The sequence below is a fragment of the Pontibacter silvestris genome (assembly GCF_020907275.1).
Taxonomy (GTDB): domain Bacteria; phylum Bacteroidota; class Bacteroidia; order Cytophagales; family Hymenobacteraceae; genus Pontibacter; species Pontibacter silvestris.
The window spans coordinates 30,071-48,224 of record NZ_JAJJWI010000018.1 but is presented as its reverse complement, the minus strand read 5'-3'; the positions used below and the strand labels follow the sequence as shown (position 1 = coordinate 48,224).

General features: G+C 42.3%; 16 protein-coding genes. 8 read left to right on the top strand and 8 right to left on the bottom strand.

The genetic code is table 11. The annotated features are described in order from the left end of the window. Positions 1–128: 128 nt before the first annotated feature. Positions 129–2,810 carry a putative LPS assembly protein LptD gene (locus LN995_RS15880; protein WP_229962067.1) on the bottom strand — a complete coding sequence of 894 codons (2,682 nt, stop codon included), beginning with the start codon at positions 2,808–2,810 and terminating at the stop codon, positions 129–131. 73 nt (positions 2,811–2,883) lie between these two features. On the opposite strand from LN995_RS15880, the gene LN995_RS15875 reads away from it, so the two are divergent. The 4 genes from LN995_RS15875 (at position 2,884) to LN995_RS15860 (ending at position 7,503) form a co-directional block, all read left to right on the top strand. Next, the gene (locus LN995_RS15875; protein ID WP_229962066.1) at positions 2,884–3,666 is read left to right on the top strand and encodes an N-acetylmuramoyl-L-alanine amidase family protein; all 783 of its coding nucleotides are present in this window, start codon (positions 2,884–2,886) and stop codon (positions 3,664–3,666) included. 21 nt (positions 3,667–3,687) lie between these two features. Then, positions 3,688–4,788 carry an MlaD family protein gene (locus LN995_RS15870; RefSeq protein ID WP_229962065.1) on the top strand — a complete coding sequence of 367 codons (1,101 nt, stop codon included), beginning with the start codon at positions 3,688–3,690 and terminating at the stop codon, positions 4,786–4,788. A gap of 96 nt (positions 4,789–4,884) precedes the next feature. Then, positions 4,885–6,513: an acyl-CoA carboxylase subunit beta gene (locus tag LN995_RS15865; protein ID WP_229962064.1), complete on the top strand. Its 1,629-nt coding sequence runs from the start codon at positions 4,885–4,887 to the stop codon at positions 6,511–6,513. A 126-nt stretch (positions 6,514–6,639) separates the two neighbouring features. Further along, positions 6,640–7,503, top strand: a complete 864-nt coding sequence (locus LN995_RS15860; RefSeq protein ID WP_229962063.1) for a transglutaminase-like domain-containing protein — start codon at positions 6,640–6,642, stop codon at positions 7,501–7,503. Positions 7,504–7,676: 173 nt separating this feature from the next. Here LN995_RS15860 and LN995_RS15855 read toward each other — a convergent pair whose 3' ends face one another. Further along, entirely contained in the window at positions 7,677–8,267 is a 591-nt protein-coding gene (locus LN995_RS15855) for a thioredoxin family protein (RefSeq protein WP_229962062.1), read from the bottom strand. Next, complete coding sequence (locus tag LN995_RS15850) at positions 8,264–8,935, bottom strand: 4'-phosphopantetheinyl transferase family protein (protein WP_229962061.1); 672 nt, start codon at positions 8,933–8,935, stop codon at positions 8,264–8,266. The genes LN995_RS15855 and LN995_RS15850 overlap by 4 nt, the downstream gene beginning before the upstream one ends. Before the next feature lie 107 nt (positions 8,936–9,042). Here LN995_RS15850 and LN995_RS15845 point away from each other — a divergent pair, with 107 nt between their 5' ends. The 3 genes from LN995_RS15845 to folB are packed head-to-tail and all read left to right on the top strand — an operon-like array spanning position 9,043 to position 11,296. Then, positions 9,043–9,966, top strand: coding sequence for a WD40 repeat domain-containing protein (locus LN995_RS15845; RefSeq protein ID WP_229962060.1), 924 nt, complete (start codon positions 9,043–9,045; stop codon positions 9,964–9,966). A gap of 4 nt (positions 9,967–9,970) precedes the next feature. Further along, positions 9,971–10,930, top strand: coding sequence for a DivIVA domain-containing protein (locus LN995_RS15840; RefSeq protein ID WP_229962059.1), 960 nt, complete (start codon positions 9,971–9,973; stop codon positions 10,928–10,930). Positions 10,931–10,939: 9 nt separating this feature from the next. Beyond that, positions 10,940–11,296: a dihydroneopterin aldolase gene (gene folB / locus LN995_RS15835; RefSeq protein ID WP_229962058.1), complete on the top strand. Its 357-nt coding sequence runs from the start codon at positions 10,940–10,942 to the stop codon at positions 11,294–11,296. Between the two features lie 74 nt (positions 11,297–11,370). Here the strand turns inward: folB and LN995_RS15830 are convergent, their stop codons facing one another. From LN995_RS15830 to meaB, 3 genes are read right to left on the bottom strand one after another with little or no spacing between them, the layout of a single operon-like run. Next, positions 11,371–12,033 (bottom strand): ATP-binding cassette domain-containing protein, encoded by a 663-nt coding sequence (locus tag LN995_RS15830; RefSeq protein WP_229962057.1) that lies wholly within the window; start codon positions 12,031–12,033, stop codon positions 11,371–11,373. Further along, positions 12,020–12,967 (bottom strand): hypothetical protein, encoded by a 948-nt coding sequence (locus tag LN995_RS15825; RefSeq protein ID WP_229962056.1) that lies wholly within the window; start codon positions 12,965–12,967, stop codon positions 12,020–12,022. The genes LN995_RS15830 and LN995_RS15825 overlap by 14 nt, the downstream gene beginning before the upstream one ends. Positions 12,968–12,980: 13 nt before the next feature. Beyond that, a complete protein-coding gene (gene meaB / locus LN995_RS15820; protein WP_229962055.1) occupies positions 12,981–13,961 on the bottom strand; it encodes a methylmalonyl Co-A mutase-associated GTPase MeaB in 981 nt (326 codons plus the stop codon). A 306-nt stretch (positions 13,962–14,267) separates the two neighbouring features. On the opposite strand from meaB, the gene LN995_RS15815 reads away from it, so the two are divergent. Continuing rightward, the gene (locus LN995_RS15815; protein WP_229962054.1) at positions 14,268–15,662 is read left to right on the top strand and encodes a DUF5723 family protein; all 1,395 of its coding nucleotides are present in this window, start codon (positions 14,268–14,270) and stop codon (positions 15,660–15,662) included. A gap of 96 nt (positions 15,663–15,758) precedes the next feature. On the opposite strand, the gene treF is transcribed toward LN995_RS15815, so the two are convergent. Next, positions 15,759–17,420: an alpha,alpha-trehalase TreF gene (gene treF / locus LN995_RS15810; RefSeq protein WP_229962053.1), complete on the bottom strand. Its 1,662-nt coding sequence runs from the start codon at positions 17,418–17,420 to the stop codon at positions 15,759–15,761. Positions 17,421–17,845: 425 nt separating this feature from the next. After that, entirely contained in the window at positions 17,846–18,106 is a 261-nt protein-coding gene (locus tag LN995_RS15805) for a hypothetical protein (RefSeq protein ID WP_229962052.1), read from the bottom strand. Positions 18,107–18,154: the final 48 nt, after the last annotated feature.

Below are 18,154 nucleotides of genomic sequence, written 5' to 3'. Positions count from 1 at the left end.
ATAAAAAGTACAGGCCCAAAGTTTACAAAAATTATTCAGATTTGCGCCTGTTACAGCACTAATAATGCAGAAAGCCACTCGTGTACTAGTGGCTTTCTGCATTATGAATGGGGATATTGTTCTGTAAGTTAGTAAAGACCAGAGGAGTAGTTCCTCTTTGTAAGTTTCAGATCCCGTAGCAAGGACGATCTGGCATTAATGGTCAGGTTATAGCCTCGCTGAAAACCAAACGGAATCCAGGTAATGCTCATGTCCCAGCAGTGCAGGTCACGGTAAATGCTTACCTGAGAATAAGAAATGTTGTTATTAGTGAAGTCGTAGTTAGCATTATAAGTTACTTTCCACTTTTCTGTCAGGTTAACGGAGCCATTTACCCCAAATGTTTTATTAAATCGATCTTCAGCCGTTGCCGTTTGAGCAGGAGCATAGTAGAGTGTAAAGTCAACGTTGAGCGTCCACGGAATTTTAAAATCTACATATTCCGGCATAAAGGGATTGTTGTTCTGCTGTAGGTCAGGCAGGTTTGTTGGCGCCGTTGTTTCTGACCGCCTTGCCTGAGGGTTTAAACTTGCGGTAAGGCTCAGGTTTGCGTTGGTTAACCTTGCTAATTTAAACTGATTAATGTCAAAAACATATTCGTTTATTCTTATACCATCATCACTGATTTTATATGGGTCAAAGGTAGAACTGAAGTTAAGGTTAATAACCTTTAGTAAGGTCGTGTTCATATTCAATGAAATGGTGCTGAGGTTAAGGGAATCGGCCGCAAAATTGTAAGAGCCGCTTAAACCTAAATTGTTTATCAGGCTTACCTTTTCAAAAGCATTCTCTGTGGAGTCACTCTTGGAGCGAACTTTCATTTCCACACTATTCTGCAAACTGAAAGACATAGCACTCTGTAAGCCTCTGCCTGGCACACTTGCACCAGACCCAAAACGGGAAAGAGTCTGGTATATGGGCACCTGCGTATCTGAGTTTACGCCAGTCTGTACTGTTTGATAGAAGCCATAACGTTCGTTGCCAAAGTCGGGAGTGTAGTTATAGGAAATAGAAGGCCTTAGAAGGTGGCGGATAGCCTCCACTCGTTTTCCTTTTACATACACTGTACCATAAATATTGGTGCTAAGAGAAGCTCCTGCATTATAGCGGTACACACGCCCGAAGTTTGCTGTATCAATTTCAACCTGGTTTTGATCAGGATTATATGTGTAGGTGAATTTTCTGTCTACCCACGATTCTGCGTAACTAACAGAAGGCGAAAAGTTCAGATACTTCATTACTTTATAGCTACCCAGGCCAAGCTGGAAACTATGGTCAGCTGCTCTTCTGCCGTTTCGCCACAATCTGCCGAAATCATCAAGGCTTATAGTACCAGTATCTCTTTCTGCCGCTGCTGCTAAGCCTACCACAGATTCTGTAGAGAGGCCGCTGGGTGCAGTTCGGGTAGTCGGCACGTTAGAAATAGTATTGTTAGCTGTAAAGCCATAACCAAATGTAAACTGCTCGTACCATCGCCCGGTTGAGGGAGCATCTGAGAAAAGTTCAGAAATACTAACCTGTGACATACTAAAGCTAAGGTCTGGCAATACAAAGTTCATGGTACCGTTGCTGTTCTGCCCCTGGCGTAGCTTAGCTGTATAACTGAATGGTGTATTGGTTATGTTTTTCTGGTAAGAGATACTCGAGTTAAATGTTGGTGACAGATATTGGGTCGTGTTGGTATAGTGTAACCTTTGGTGTAAGGTGCTACCCGCGTTCACGCTTGCTGTAAAGCGCCCTCTACCCGGTTTCTGCTCTGGCGTATGAGACCAGTTAATCCAGAACGTTTTAGTACTTGGTGGTAATGACGAAAGCAGGTCGTTCGTGGAAAGAGAGGCAGCTATATCTGCCTCATCGTTTTTAAAATATTGATATTGTATGTTAAGGTTTCCACTGTAGGCATAGCGCTTTCTATAACTATTGTCTACTGTTACGTTGTAACCTCCGAGGGAATATATATCACCAGTCAGGCGGGTACCAATATAGTCGTTCCAGGCAAAGTAGTAGCCACCACCACGCAGGTAAAAGCCTTGCGCATTAGACTCTCCATAGCTCGGCACAATAACACCTGAGGCGCGTCGCTGAGACTTTGGAGTGGGAAAAAGGCCAAAAAGAAATCCGACAGGGGTTGGAATGTCGCTAATTACCAGGTTAAATGGCCCGGACATTATTTTGCTGTTAGGTATTGCTTTAATCCTCCTGGCATCAATGTAAAAGTGCGGATGCTCCAGGTTACAGGTTGTGTACTTTGCGTGATAGATAAAGGCCTCGTTGTTTTCGTTCTTCTTTACAATCTCACCGTGTATGTATCCTTCCCCTTGCTGCGTTACTACTTCAGCAATGCGACCTTTCTTGGTCTTAAAATTATAAGAAATACGTTTGGCAGCATATTTTTCACTGCCATCTACAAACACAGGTACGCCTATATCGCTACCAGTAGAGTCGGTAAGAGGAGTGGCGGTAAGCATATTTGAGTCGTAGTCTATCTCTATATAGGCTGCGTCCAGCGATATGCTCCCGTAATTAATTTTCGCGTCTCCATAAAGATGCACTACCTTGCGGTCAACCTCAAACTGAATAGAGTCTCTGGCTGAGTACTTGATAGTGGTTTCAATATCTCCCTGCGGGGTGTTTACTGTAACCGTGTCCAGCCCGGATATAAGAGTATCCTGGGGTGTAGCGGGTAGTTGGGGCCTTTGCTGGCCTATCACCTGTGAGGGGGAAAGTATGCCAAACTGCAGTAGCAGTAAAAAGATTAAAATGTAGCGCAACTTCTTCAGACTTCCCTAAAGTTTTATTTAATTTGTACAAAGTTATTGTTTTAGCTTTTAAGTAACGAAAGTTGTGAGAAATATTGTTGTTGTTTCGTTTTTAGCTGCCGTATTATTGCTGTGTTCTTCTAATAAATTAGAATATCGCAAAGCGTATAAGGTTCGTACAGTGGTAATTGATGCCGGGCATGGGGGGAAAGATGTAGGCTGTAATGGCAGGTTTTCACATGAAGCAGATGTTGCATTGCAGATAGCAATGCAGGTGGGGACGCTCATTGAAAAGAATCTGCCCGATGTTAAGGTTATATACACGCGTAAAAATAATACATTTGTTGAGTTGATAGACAGGGCCGGTATTGCTAACAAAAACAACGCTGATCTTTTCCTTTCTATTCACCTTAATTCAGGGCCATCAGCGGCACAGGGAACAGAAACCTATACAATGGGCTTACATACCTCTGAAGGTAACCTGCGTGTAGCTAAGCGTGAAAATGCAGTTATTCTACAGGAAGATAACTATCAGGAGAAATACGAAGGCTTTGATCCTAACTCTCCGCAAAGCCACATTTTGTTTGCCCTGCAGCAGAGTGCCTATATCGATAACAGCTTACGCTTTGCCGGAAAAATAGAAAATGAGTTTAAAACACGGGTCGGACGCACAAGCCGTGGGGTGAAGCAGGCTGGATTTCTGGTGCTATGGAAGTCTTTTATGCCTAGTGTCTTAATAGAGTGCGGCTTCCTGACAAATCCTACCGAAGAAAAATTTCTTAACGATAAGACCGGCCAAACGTATATGGCATCAGGTATATATCGCGCCTTCAAAGAATATAAACAAGAGTTGGAGGCCATGAACTAGTGTTTAAGCTAAAGCTCTTACGTGAAGATATCCAAAGAAATTAAAGTTGCGCTGCTAGGCATAGTGGCACTTGTTATTCTGTATTTAGGTTTCACCTTTCTGAAAGGATCAGATGTATTTTCAGATTCTAAAACATTTTATGTCGTCTACGACAATGTAGATGGCCTTTCTGTTTCGAATCCGGTTATTCTGAATGGTGTTCAGATTGGTTCGGTACAGGATATTACATTGCTGACAAGTAAGGACAACAGTATAAGAGTTGAGCTTGATGTGCTGGAAGATGTACAGGTTGGGGATTCAACAATAGCAAGCCTTGCCAGTTCTGACCTATTGGGGAGTAAAGCTATTGTACTTTACCCGGGAAACAGCAGAACAATGTATGACGGAGGTGAAACCCTGATTCCTTTACATGAGAGTAGTATTACTGATATGATCTCCTCTAAAACAGTCCCTGTTATTGACAGAGTAGATACTACTTTAACCCGTGTAAACAGGCTGCTGGATGATGATACCAGAAGCAGTATACAAGGGATTCTGGAAAATACCCAAGCCACTTCGGCTGCCATAAACGATATGCTTCGGGCAAACCAGCAAAATATTAACTCTATCACCTCAAATATTAGTGAGCTGACATCATCTTTACGACAGACGGAGCGCCAGATCAACCGCCTTGCCGGAAATATGGCTGATATTACGGACTCGCTTAAGCAGGTGCAAATTAATAAACTTGTAAACGATGCAGATAAAGCCGTTACAGAACTGGAAACGGCAGTTGCCAAACTCAACTCTAACGAAGGCTCCATCGGCAGAATGATGAACGACGATGAGTTATACCAGAACTTGGAACGTTCCACAGACGCACTTAATCTGCTGCTACGCGATATTCAGGTAAACCCTAAACGCTATGTGCAGTTTTCTGTATTCGGTCGCCGCGATAAATATAAAGTAGATGAAACTGGTCGGGTTATCACTATTGATGAGGTGAAAGATATGCAGGATGAACATCCGCAGAACTTTCGCGAACCTGTACCAGACACTGTATACGTGCCAGTGCCGGATACTTCCAGAACGACTATCAAAATGCAGAACACTACACCTGGTGCAAATAGGTCAGAACAGTAATGGTTTTGAACAGTATCTTTAAATCCGCTTCTTTTAAGCGGATTTTTTGTTAGTTCTTAACTCTTAGGTTTAATTCTAACTCTTGAAACAGTGCCTATGGATATCGAATTCAATAAAAATGAAGACGCACTAAAGCAGTTAACGTTTCAACTGATAAGCAAGCTGAAGAAAGTTTATGTTGGTGGAGGCGAAAAGCGTATTCAGAAAGAGCACGATAAGGGTAAAATGACTGCCCGTGAGCGAATTCAATACCTGCTGGACGAAGAAAGAGAATTCTTGGAAATTGGTGCACTGGCAGGCGAGGGAATGTACCAAGAGGTTGGCGGCTGCCCCAGTGGAGGGGTGGTTACAGGTATTGGGTACATTAAGGGGCGCCAATGTGTGGTAGTGGCTAACGATGCCACTGTTAAAGCAGGAGCCTGGTTCCCGATTACGGCCAAAAAGAACCTGAGAGCGCAGGAAATTGCTATAGAAAATAAGGTACCCATTGTCTATTTAGTTGATAGTGCAGGCGTGTTTCTGCCGATGCAGGATGAGATTTTTCCGGATAAAGAACACTTTGGGCGCCTGTTTCGCAATAATGCTGTTATGAGTTCGATGGGGATTGTTCAAATTGCTGCCATTATGGGTACCTGTGTGGCAGGAGGCGCATATTTACCCATTATGAGCGATGAGGCACTGATTGTGGAAGGTACAGGCTCTGTATTTTTAGCTGGTTCATATCTGGTAAAATCTGCTATAGGCGAGAATGTGGATAATGAAACATTAGGCGGGGCCACTACACATAGTGAGATATCTGGTGTTACCGATTATAAATGCAAGAACGATAAAGAGGCTTTAGACCATATCCGAAGTACTTTTGACAAACTTGGAGACAATCAAAAAGCTGGTTTTAGCAGAGTAGAGCCTGCGGAACCAAAGCTGGACCAGAACGAGATATACGGGTTGTTGCCAACAGACCGAACAAAGCCGTACGACATGATGGACGTTATTCTGCGCCTTGTAGATAACTCAGAGTTTGAACCATACAAAGACCTCTATGGCCAAACGCTTATCTGTGGCCTGGCCAGGATTGATGGATGGGCTGTAGGCATTGTCGCGAACCAACGTAAAATCGTAAAGAGCAAAAAAGGAGAGATGCAGATGGGCGGTGTCATCTACTCTGACTCTGCTGACAAAGCGGCACGTTTTATTATGAACTGCAACCAAAAGAAGGTTCCGTTGGTATTTTTGCACGACGTTTCAGGTTTTATGGTGGGCAGCAAAGCAGAGCACGGTGGCATTATAAAAGACGGAGCCAAAATGGTAAATGCCGTGGCAAACGCTGTTGTGCCAAAATTTACTGTTATTATAGGCAACAGCTACGGAGCGGGTAACTACGCCATGTGCGGAAAAGCTTACGACCCACGCCTGATTTACGCTTGGCCAACAGCGCAACTGGCTGTAATGAGCGGGGCTTCTGCTGCTAAAACATTGCTCCAGATTCAGGTATCCTCCTTAAAAGCAAAAGGGGAAGAAATTACTCCTGAGGCAGAGCAGGAACTGCTAGAAAGAATAACTGCGAAATATAACGAAGAACTCTCTCCATACTATGCAGCGGCACGTTTATGGGTAGATGGTATTATAGACCCTCTGGAAACACGCAAAGTAATAGCTATGGGTATAGAAGCTGCCAATCACGCACCTATTGAGAAGAGATATAACGTAGGCGTTATACAGACCTGACATGAATAAATTAAAAAGCAGGAATTAAAAATTAGAAATGAAGTGTTAAGAATAAAAAGATCATTTAGGTAGCTTTGCTGTCTGGAATTTCTGATTTTTAAATTGCATTTCTAATTAGGAGATAGAGTGACGAAGAAAGAAATAAAAGCGTTGATATCCTTGCTGGACGACAGCGACTATGAAGTTGCCTCGCATGTAGAGAAAAGAATTGTGTCGTTAGGTACAAGCATTATTCCATACCTGGAGGAAGAGTGGGAGGAGACGCTGAACACTGATCTTCAGAAGAAAATAGAAGACCTGATTCATGATCTGCAGTTCGATGGACTGTTGCAAAGAATTCAGGAGTGGAAAAATAATGGGGCAGAGAACCTGCTGGAAGGGATGTGGCTTGTGAATTCTTACCTGTATCCTGACATAGAGCTTTCTACTATAACCAAAGCGATAGATCAATTGTATTTCGATGCCTGGGCAAGTATGCAGGACAATATGCATCCATATGACCAAGTAAAGGCATTGAATAACGTGCTGTTTCGCGAAAAGCGCTTTTCAGCAAACACCAAAAACTTTCATTCGCCAGCTAATTCTATGTTGCATCTGGCACTGGAGACAAAGCGAGGAAACCCCCTTACCCTATGTGTTATTTATATGACATTGGCTCAACGCTTAAAAATGCCTGTGTATGGTGTAAACCTGCCTAATCTTTTTATCCTGACTTATAAACTGGATGATCGGTTACAGTTTTATATTAATGTCTATAATAAAGGGCTTATCTTGTCAAAGTCAGATATTGATAACTACATTCTGCAGTTAAACCTAAACCCGTTAGATATTTTCTATGAGCCTTGCTCTAATATAGAGATTGTGAAACGTGCACTACGAAATCTTGCTTTCTCTTTTGAGAAAATGGATGATTTGGAAAAAGCGACAGAAGTAACCAAGCTTTTGACTGCTATATCAGATGATGATCCGACCTTAAGTGGTACTGCTTAAGGCTAAGCCTTAGAATATATTTTACATAAAAAGCAGAAGCCGCTTCTGCTTTTTATGTAAAATATATTCTAAGTATGGACACTAGACTAAATTGCTGTATCAACAAATGCTTTTCAGTATTTAAATCATCCTACAAGTTAGTTAGATCAAAAGCAGGTATGTTTTCATACTTATTAATATCTTTTAATTAAACAGCCTGTAGCGCGTCTGTCTAAAGTGGTTACTGTTTTATTGGCTAGCACATCATCAAGCACCTTCTTCAGGTAATTGTCTTTTACGCCAGACTCTACTTGCGGATTATCGTCGATAGCACCTTTATACTTTAACACAAAGTTGCCATTGATATTGTGAAGTACAAAAACCTCCGGCGTTTTAGTGGCACCAAACTGTGCACTAATTTTCTGCCCCTCATCAGCAAGATATGGGAAACTGTAATTTTTTGCAGCCATTTCCGCTAGCGTTTCACTTCCATCTCCACTGCTCACACCAGGGTTAATAAAAATGAACTGTGCACCACGGCTGTTATAAGTGCTTGCCAAGGTAACTAAGCGGTTTTCATACAATTTAGCATAAGGGCAGGTCGTGTTGGTAAAAACCAGTACAACAGTCTTGCTATCAGCAAAGTCACTTAAAGATACTGTCTGGTTATTGCTGCCTTTAAGGGTGAAATCAGATACTTTATCACCAAGTTGATATCCACTTGATTGGGCAAACACTGTTACAGAAAAAAGTACGGCTGTAACAAGAGAGGCAAAGTGTTTCATATAGAGGTATAGTTTGTTTGTAAGGGGTAAGAGTGGTTATCTACAGTGTAAGTAAGTATGTGATTTAGGATTGTCTCATAGCTTATGCGGTATAATTTAAGATAATTCTCAGTTTGTACACGCCCTAACAACACATTTGCCTCTTCTGCTGGCTTTATGAACAGATTTTCTTTCAGCGTAAGCTTTCTACGGCTATACATCTTGTATAAAGTTTCTTTAGCACTCCAGAATAAACAGGTACTTGTTTCATCTCTGCCTGTAAACTCACTTTCTGCTTTTGAGAGAAATTTATCAGCCACACGTAGCGCCTTTGGGCTAATTAATTCAATATCTATGCCAACTTCATGTTTATCAGAAACTATAACAGCAGCAAGCTTTGGTGAGTGTGTAATAGAAAGGTGAAATCGATGGTCAGAAAAATAAGGGCGGTTATTGTCATCCTTCTGTAGAAGGAGAGGCGCATTTGTAAAATGCTGTAGTAACCTGTAGGCAAGAACACGACTGGCTAGCCATTCCTTCTGGCGACGGTGGTGTACTTTGCTAAGTACTTCAGTAGCAATTTTAAGATGCGATGGAAGTAACGGCAACAGTTGATCAGGTTCCTCTGTCAACTCCCAGATACCTAATAAAGTATGATGGCTTAAGGGGCGGGTTTCTAGGAGAGGCATATCTGATAAAGCGCCAAGCGCCATGTTTTATAAGTGTATGAGCCGCTTGTTCTGCGCTATTTGTCGTAAATTTAGCTAAAAATTTAGACACAGTATACAAAGCCACTATGGCCAGTAAAATACAGGTACAAAAAATAGCGACACTAACCGGGCACCGTGATTGTGTTTACACGTTGGAGCCTTCTGGAAATCAGGCTAAATTCTTCTCAGCAGGAGGCGATGGCCTTGTAGCTGCCTGGGACCTGCATAACCCTGAGAACGGTGAACTGATGGCGCAGGTAACAACTTCTGTGTATGCTTTGCGGTTTGTGCAAGACCGTAACCTGCTGCTGATCGGACAGAACCAGGAGGGAGTGCAGGTAATCGACCTGAAAGATAAAAAAATATTGAAATCAGTAGCCCTGCCTAAGGTGGCTATTTTTGATATAATTTATAGCCTGGAGCATAATAAAGTGTTCGTGGCTTTGGGTAATGGCAGTATTGCTGTACTAACCGCGGATACTTTTGAGCTAAAAGCCATGGTGCGCAAATCAGACCAAAGCGTTCGTTGCCTGGCATTGAATAATAATACTGGAGAACTCGCTGCAGGTTACAGCGATAATATTATCCGTGTGTTCAATGTGAGTAACCTGGAGCTAAAACATGAATTAATGTCGCATACAAACTCAGTGTTTACGGTTGCGTATTCTCCAGACGGGCTCTTGTTGCTCTCAGCAGGACGTGATGCGCACTTGCGGGTTTGGGAGGTAGAGAAGGCATATGAGGAGCGAGGCTATGTAATTGCACATATGTACACTGTTAATCATATTGCCTACAGCCCTGATGGTCGTTTTTTTGCTACCTGCAGCATGGACAAATCCATTAAATTATGGGATGCACAGACCTTTAAACTATTGAAAGTGATAGACAAAGTGCGGAATGCCAGCCATGGCACATCCGTTAATAAATTATTTTGGTCGGCTCATCAGAATCAGTTAGTTTCGTGTAGTGATGACCGTACTATTTCGGTTTGGGATATTAATTTAGGTTAGAGTTATGAAGATTACACCATTAGAAATCAGGCAGAAGACATTTGAGAAAGCTTTCAGAGGCTTAGATAAGGATGAGGTTAATGCCTTTTTGCTTACGCTCTCGCAGCAATGGGAAAGGCTGATGGATGAGAACAAAGACTTGCGCATGAAGTTGGAGGCATCGCACCGCGAGACTCAGAAGCTGCGTGAGGTGGAGTCTTCATTATACAAAACCTTAAAAACAGCCGAAGATACTGGTAATAGCATCTTAGAGCAGGCAAACAGGTCAGCGGAGCTAAAAGCACGCGAGTCTGAGCTTAAGGCCGATGAGTTGATAAACCAGGCCCGTAATCAGGCACGCCAGATGCTGGAAGATGCAACCAAGCAGTCTGAAAAAGTGGTAGCGCAGATGCAACAGGAGGTAAGAGCCCTGGAGCAGGATTATCAACGCATGGAAGGATATCTGGACTCTCTGGTGCGTGAACTTAAGAATATGGCAGATGATGCTTTGGAAAAAGTTGAAAAGACCAAAGCAAAACCTAAAACCTATGTACAGAGTATTCTTTCAAGAGCCTCGGACGTAAAAGTACAAAGTGCCGAGTTGTTAAAAGACTTGAAAGAAATGAATACGACAACTGAAAATACAACCATACAATTAGCTGAGTCTACAGCTGCAAATGCACCTGTAGCTGTAAAAGACATAAGTGCATATGAGCCCTTTGGCGATCCCGCACCAGATGTAACACAGCCACATCCGGAAATTCCAACTCCCACGACCCCGGTACCTGATGTACCAGGACCAGAAATTGAGCAGCCAGAGCCTGATTATCCAGGGCGTGTGCCTTCTCCGGGTATTGATAAACCTGTACCAGATGTGCAACCCGTGCAGCCTGACAAACCGGAAGTGCAGCCGCCGCTTACTGAGCCGTCCCGTAATATGGCCTTAAAGCAAACAGCTGGTTCTTTTTTTGACGAGATAGGTTAACAAGGAACTATGGGGCAAATTGCGCTGGAAGGCATGGAATTTTTTGCTTTCCACGGTTATTACGACGAAGAGCAAAGAATTGGCAACAAGTATGGCATCGACTTATTCATAAATACTGATCTGCAACGTGCAGCTGAGTCTGACGACTTAGATGAAACGGTAAATTATGAAGTGCTGTACAATTTAGTATTAGAGGAGATGAAAGTACCTGCCCGCCTGCTGGAGCATCTGGGGCACCGCATTATAGACAAAGTGTATGACAGGTTTACATTTGTACAGTCTGTAAAGATAAATGTTTATAAGTTTAACCCGCCGCTTGGAGGTATCTGTAAGTGGGCAAAGGTTAGCTTAGAAGAAAGTAGATAAAAATTTTACTTATTGATACAGAAGCAGCTGGTTCAGAAATGGGTCAGCTGTTTCTGTTTACTTAAGAGCAAACCTTATTGAAGTGCAGTCTTTTCATGCAGTTCCTGATACAAAAGCTCCTGGAACTGCTTGAAATCTTCTTTGGCGTAAACCTGGTTTATTTTTTTGTGTTCCAGTCGATGGATAAAATCGCAGTTGTCCGTAAGCGTTTCTAATATGTGTGAAGTAAGCAGAATTGTTTTTGTATGCTTTATATCAGAAATAATCCGTTTCACCACCCACATACTTTCCAGGTCCAGGCCGTTAAAAGGCTCGTCGAGTAGCAGAATGGGCTTATTCTGCAGTAGTACACCCATAAGGGCAAGTTTCTTTTTCATACCTGTAGAGTAGCTTTCTATCAGGTTGTTTAAAGGCAGCAGAAACAGCTTGTTCCATTCTTTATGTTTCTCTGTGGCTTTGCAAAAAAGCTTAAGATACTCTCCTCCGGTTATACCAGCATAAAAGTAGTTTGAAGTCTCCAGGTAAGAAATATACTTTTTGCTGAGCTTTTTCTCCTGGTAAGTAATTTCTCCTGCAGTAGGTTTTATAAAGCCATAGAGTGAGTTTAAGAAGGTGGTTTTCCCTGCTCCGTTCAAGCCCACAATGCCATGTACCTGTCCTTGTTCAAATTGGCCTGTCAGGTGCTGTAAGATTACCTTGCCCTTCTGTTCTACGTTAAGGTTTTTAATTGAAATCATGCAGGTACAAGTTTAAACGGTGAACAGCTTTTTTATAGTTACGAATAGAGCTAATGAGCGGAAAAAGCAGCAGGAACGGGAGCAATGGACTTAAAATGTCAATGCTGTTTAAAAAGCTTGCCGCCGACGATACTGTGTTGTTTGGTTCATAATAAGCATATTTGGCAAGTATGCTTGATACAAGCACAAGTAACAGGAGCGGGTAGAAAACCAAAGCAGGTACCATGTGGTCGGGGTGCAGGAGGCTATATAGCAGTAATAACGGCAACGTGAGCACCATAAACTGCTTCAGGTTAGCTTTGAGTTTGTAATACAGAAAAGCCTTTGCGCCCTTCTCGGGTACGGTTAACAAATTTACTGGCTCACACCTCTGGTAAAAGGTACTTATAATAGCAGTAGAGAACCAAAGTATAAGAAGAGAGCCAAAGGGGTACAGGCAAAGAGCAAACGCTGCCACATAAAGTATACACAGGAGCCACTTGTTTTTTCTGACTCCTGCCTTCCATTCAAAACAAGCATCAGCAATAAATACTAAAGGTATAGCCTTGCGAGGTTTTGGTAATTCAAGCCCAAAGTTTGAAATGGGAAGTAAAGCAAGGATTACAGGGCAAATCAAAAACCAGCTAGCAGTAAAGGTGTATAGTAGCAGTAGTGGCGACAAAAGCAAAGTATACTCAACCCAGAATATAAGGTAAGGGAAATGGCTCAGGTGGGAAACGAATCGTTTATCATTACGATGCATTTGCAAAGCAAGTATGGGTAACAGTGAGGTGGCAGCAACAACAATAGCACTATTTCTTTGGAGTAATAGGTTGTAAAGCCAAATAACAAGGTATAGAAGTAAACCTCCAAAAATAATGTAATGATACCAGTGCAGCCCTTTTTGTGCACGCAGAATTTGCTTTAGTCTTATTTCCAGAAGTGGTTTTAGCATGCCAGTCAATTTTTTACACTAACTTTAGTAGCTCTGTTGCTGCCTTAAACGCTGATGTATGCCCTTCTTTTACCTGATCAGCAACATTCTGAAGTTGCTCCTTAACCTGCTGATTGGAATAAAATCGTTCTTCTAAACCTTGTTGAATAGCTGCATACAACCATTGCATGTTCTGATTACGGCGCTTCTGCTCAAAGTAATTATTTTCTTGGGTTAGCTCCAGGTAAGCTGTTATTGTTTGCCAGATGGAGTCCAGGCCAATATGTTCTACTGCCGAGCAGGTACTTACTTGTGGAGCCCACCCGGAGGCGGCAAGAGGATAGAGGTGCAGTGCGTGCAGGTATTCTGCGCGGGCCGCTCTGGCTTTACTCAGGTTGGTGCCATCTGCTTTAGTTATAGCAATGGCATCAGCCATTTCCATAATTCCACGTTTAATGCCCTGTAACTCATCACCTGCGCCTGCCAGCATTAATAAGAGAAAAAAATCGACCATGGCATGCACAGCCGTTTCAGATTGCCCTACACCTACAGTTTCTACTATAATAGTATCGAAACCAGCTGCCTCACAAAGAATAATAGCTTCGCGGGTGCTACGGGTAACGCCACCTAATGACTTGCCTGCCGGAGAAGGCCGAACGAACGCCTGCGGGTTAACAGACAGAGACTTCATACGAGTCTTATCTCCTAATATACTACCGCCTGAACGTTGGCTGGAAGGGTCTATTGCTAATACTGCCAGCTTTTTGTGTTGCTCCTTTATAATGTAACTGCCAAACGCCTCAATAAAAGTGCTTTTGCCTACTCCAGGCACTCCGGTTATCCCTATTCGTACAGAATGGCCAGCGTATGGTAACACGCTATTAATTACTTCCTGAGCCAGCTCCTGATCGCTCGGAAGCCTGCTTTCTACAAGTGTAATAGCACGACTCAGGACCACACGGTCTCCCGCTAAAATGCCCTGTGTATAGGTCTCGGTGCTGAAGCGTTTTGGCAAGATGGTTATTGGTTATGCAGGGTTAAGGTAAGTGTTTACAAAACAAATTTAAAGCTTCTGTCCTTTTACGCATGAATAGAAAAAAATCTTTTGGGTATGTTTGATTTAATTGCATCAAAGTAGTAGCTTTCGCTTTGTTATATCATTATAAAGTGCAAAAAAAGTGTTAAGCAGAAAATATGCTGCTTTTCTTATTGTTTTTAGGGTAAATGTTCTTTAAACAGATCATCTGCAATTCTAAGCAACTTCTGTCAGCTTCAGGCTTAAGCCATTTTTAAAATTCCATTGCATTATTTTTCAATTTTAATGAAGAAGTTGTTCTTGATCGCCGCAATATTTTTGGCTTTTGAAGCAGAAGCGCAAATAGCGTTGAACAATGTTTCGGCTGTAGGGCGGGGCGGGGTAATGAACACTTTTGTAAAAGATTACAGATCAGTAGGTGTTAACCCTGCTAATTTAGGACGTAGAGGTGCTGTTCTTTCTTTCACTGTGCTGGAAAGCGGGGCTAGCTTTAATTCTCAAACACTTAATCACGACATCTTTAGTAAGTTCCTCGAATTCTCCGATTTGCAAGATATCTCGTTGCAGGACCGGCAAGATTTAGCTAAAGCTTTTACAGGTGAGAATGTGTTAAATGTTGCTGCTGATATAAACACCTTTGCACTGTCTGTTAGCATACCTAAAGTAGGTGGTTTTGCTTTTAGTAACAGGCAGCGGGCTATGGGGCACGTAAATATTAACAAAAACTTTGCAGAGCTAGCGTTTTTAGCTAATGATGCCTCTATTTACGAAGAGATTGTACCAGGGCAGACGGTATATGTGGCAGATGTTTTTGATGGAACAGATATGAAATTTAGCTGGGTAAGTGAGTGGAATGTTGCCTTTGGACGTACTATTGTTGATCTGCCTGGCATCAGTATATATGGAGGAGTCGGTTACAAATATCTGCAAGGTTTAGGCTTATACGAATACAGTGCCCATAACAAGGAGCTGAAAGCTTACAACGCTGCATCGCCTATTCTGACTATAGACTATTCAGATTTTATAACTAACCCCGATTTTAATTACAGGAGTAGCGGTAGTAGACTTAATCCGGTAGGCAAAGGAAGTGGGATGGATGTCGGGGTCTCTGCAGATATTGCAAAAGTGGTAAAAGTTGCTGCATCTATTACTGATATGGGTGATTTAACCTGGACAGAAAACTTGTTGGAAGGGCATGATAAAGGCTTTAAGTTACCTGAAGCTGCTGAAACAGCGGGTAGCTATAACTTTATGGATTATGTAACAGCGTTAGGAGAGGCTATCATGGACACTTCTCTTGTTTTTGCTCCTGTAAAGGAACATAAGACAAAACTACCAACCCGATTAAGATTAGGAGTTGGTGTGAAGTTAGGAAGTAAAGTGGAAGCAGGGGTGGATTATGTAAGAGCTCTTAATAACGCACCAGGTAACATTACGGAAGACTTCTTTGGGTTAGGACTAGAGATAATGGTAGCCCCTAATTTTAAGGTGAGTACCGGGGCATCGACAGGAGAGGGCAGGACTATGAACCTGCCTATTGGCTTAGCCTATGTTTCACGTGTGTACGAATTCGGTGTTAGTACCCGCAATGTGACAGCTCCTTTTTCAGAAGAAAACCCGGGGGCTTCGCTTGCAATGGGCTTTCTGCGCTTTAATATAGGAGCACCACGTAATCTGTAGCTCAGGCGATGCCTATTTGTGCATAACTAAGCGCATATCAGTATATAAATATAGGGAGAGGCAAAACTTGCCTCTCCCTATATTTATATACTAGTACTAGTTAGATGGTACCTTCTCTCTTTGCTTCTTACTCTTTAGTAGCCTGCTTGGCTTTATATTATCCTGCTCACCACTTTGGGTAGACAATAGTTTTAATAAAACACCATTCGTCCAGCCGAAGCCATCCTGATTAGGATACTCGCCCCCGCCTCCTTCCAGGTCAGTGCTTTCTACATTATATTTTTCAACTAGTTTCCCGGTCTGTTTATACACGTTTATGTTAAGGTTCGTCCAGTTACTGGCAATTTTATCAGCTAGTTCTCTGTGTCTGTAATTAACCAGTCCCTGGTAAGTCATCCACTGCAGCGGAGCCCAGCCATTGGGTGCATCCCATTGTTGGCTTGTGTGGTTTAAGGTTGTTACCACGCCACCTGGTTTCAGGAAGTCAGTCTCAATTTTGTGTGCAACAGCTTTGGCCTGAGAATTCTTGGCTATATTAAAGAAAAGCGGATAAGCAGCTGCCAGTGTAGGGATATCAGTGGTAGTACCTTTTACAAAATCATAATCGTAGAAGTACTTATCAGCACCGCTCCAGCAGTAGGTACGTAATGCTTTTTTGCGGGCATTGGCTCTTTGTTTATAAAACTGTTCCTCTGTTGTGTTATGCTCCATATGAGCCATGTCGGCCAGGGTCATCTCTACAAAGTATAATAACGAGTTCAGATCTACAGGAATTAGCTCAGTGGTTCGAATTGTTGAGAGGTTTTCTGCATCTGCAAACCAGCGGCTGCTAAAGTCCCAGCCCGATTCAGCAGCTGCTCTTATGTTTCTGTATACTTCCTCCGGACTTCTGCCTGATTCCTGCGCTATATGTACATCTTCTTTATAAGCTTCAGGCCGAGGTTCTGGCTTATCGTCCCAATAACGGTTTAATACGCTGCCGTCGGGTAAGCGTACCACTCTACGGTGTGTCGGATTAGTGGTAGTAAGTGCATCAGCTCCATCCATCCAAAAAGCATATTCTTTCCGAAGTGCCGGTGCATAAGTGTTAAGTACCTGTTTTCCTTTTTCCTGAGCCAGTACGTGCAGCATCAAAGCATAAAATGGGGGCTGAGATCGGCTTATATAATAGCTGCGGTTACCATTCGGAATATGGCCTACATTGTTAATCAGGTGCGTGAAGTTATCTACCATGTTCTGGATAAGCTCTGTCTCACCACTTTGTTGCAAGCCTAACATAGTAAAATAGCTATCCCAGTAATATATTTCTCTAAAGCGACCACCAGGCACTATGTAAGCATTCGGTAAAGGTAAAAGTGAGCTTTGCTCCTCGTCTGGCTGGCGTGTTAGTATAGGCCACAGCCTGTTAATATGCTGCTTTACTGTAAGACTAGGGTCTGATTTAAAATTAGTTGCAGGCTCAGGAGGCAACTGAAAGTGTTGCATTACAAAAGCCTTTAAGTCAAAACCCGGTTGTCCTTTTTCCTGATGGTAAGCCTGTAAAATTTGCTCTGGTGATGAAAGCGGAATACAATCCGGAAAAGTCTTAGAGTCAGGGAAAACAGGAGCTAGCTGTACTTCCTCGAACAGCTCCCCAAGTTGTTCATCAGGCTGGTACTGTGCATACAAAGGGTGATTAGCGTACAGTAAACCAAAAAACAGTAAGGGGTAAAGTGTTTTGTTGGGGCTAACCTGGCTGCAAGCTGATAATTGTTTCATAATAAACTGTATTGACAAACAAAGCAGGTAAACAGGATAAATGCGCTTTGTCATGTTAGTATTACGGAACAATAATTTGGCCAAAAGCTTACAGGTGTTAGTCATTTTAGGAGTCTTATGCTATAATAGTGTGAAAAACTTTTTTCTATACAATTTTATATTCCTTCATTTACAATGTTGTATAATTTATTTAATAGCCTTAAGCCGGGAATAGGATAAAGAATCTGTCTCGGTTTCCAATATTGGAAACGCTTGCACGTTTTTTTCTATACCAGGGACCTTGCAAAACTGCGTATGGAATTAATACAGGCAGGTGTCTTGCGTGGTTTAGAGCAACAAGTAATAAATTTCATCTATATCTCTAAACTACCTAAGCAATAAGAGAGTGTTTTTACCACTCTCTATATTGCTTCTAACAAATAGGATTAATTACCGCCTGTAGTGGTGGCGCTTTCAGTTGTGGATCTTGTGGTTGTACTAATGGTATCCATATTAGTTGTAGTGCCTGTTGTGTCTGGCGATCCTGGATCCATGGTATAACCATTACCATCAACGCCAGTTTCTCTGTTATTGTCTCCGTTCGTAGTTTCAGGGGGCATATCTCCGTTATTGCCGCCACAAGATGTCATGAGCATTGACGTACCAAGAAATAAAGCTGCTATTATTGATTTCCATTCTTTTTTCATAGTTCATAATCTTTAGTAAAAAACAACATTGTAAAGGCTTCTCTTTTT

Coding starts and splice junctions, on each gene's coding strand:
- LN995_RS15865 (WP_229962064.1), top strand. CDS start 4,885: ATGGATATCGAATTCAATAAAAATGAAGACGCACTAAAGCAGTTAACG.
- LN995_RS15855 (WP_229962062.1), bottom strand. CDS start 8,267: ATGAAACACTTTGCCTCTCTTGTTACAGCCGTACTTTTTTCTGTAACA.
- LN995_RS15850 (WP_229962061.1), bottom strand. CDS start 8,935: ATGCCTCTCCTAGAAACCCGCCCCTTAAGCCATCATACTTTATTAGGT.
- LN995_RS15845 (WP_229962060.1), top strand. CDS start 9,043: ATGGCCAGTAAAATACAGGTACAAAAAATAGCGACACTAACCGGGCAC.
- LN995_RS15840 (WP_229962059.1), top strand. CDS start 9,971: ATGAAGATTACACCATTAGAAATCAGGCAGAAGACATTTGAGAAAGCT.
- folB (WP_229962058.1), top strand. CDS start 10,940: ATGGGGCAAATTGCGCTGGAAGGCATGGAATTTTTTGCTTTCCACGGT.
- LN995_RS15830 (WP_229962057.1), bottom strand. CDS start 12,033: ATGATTTCAATTAAAAACCTTAACGTAGAACAGAAGGGCAAGGTAATC.
- LN995_RS15825 (WP_229962056.1), bottom strand. CDS start 12,967: ATGCTAAAACCACTTCTGGAAATAAGACTAAAGCAAATTCTGCGTGCA.
- LN995_RS15815 (WP_229962054.1), top strand. CDS start 14,268: ATGAAGAAGTTGTTCTTGATCGCCGCAATATTTTTGGCTTTTGAAGCA.
- treF (WP_229962053.1), bottom strand. CDS start 17,420: ATGAAACAATTATCAGCTTGCAGCCAGGTTAGCCCCAACAAAACACTT.
- LN995_RS15805 (WP_229962052.1), bottom strand. CDS start 18,106: ATGAAAAAAGAATGGAAATCAATAATAGCAGCTTTATTTCTTGGTACG.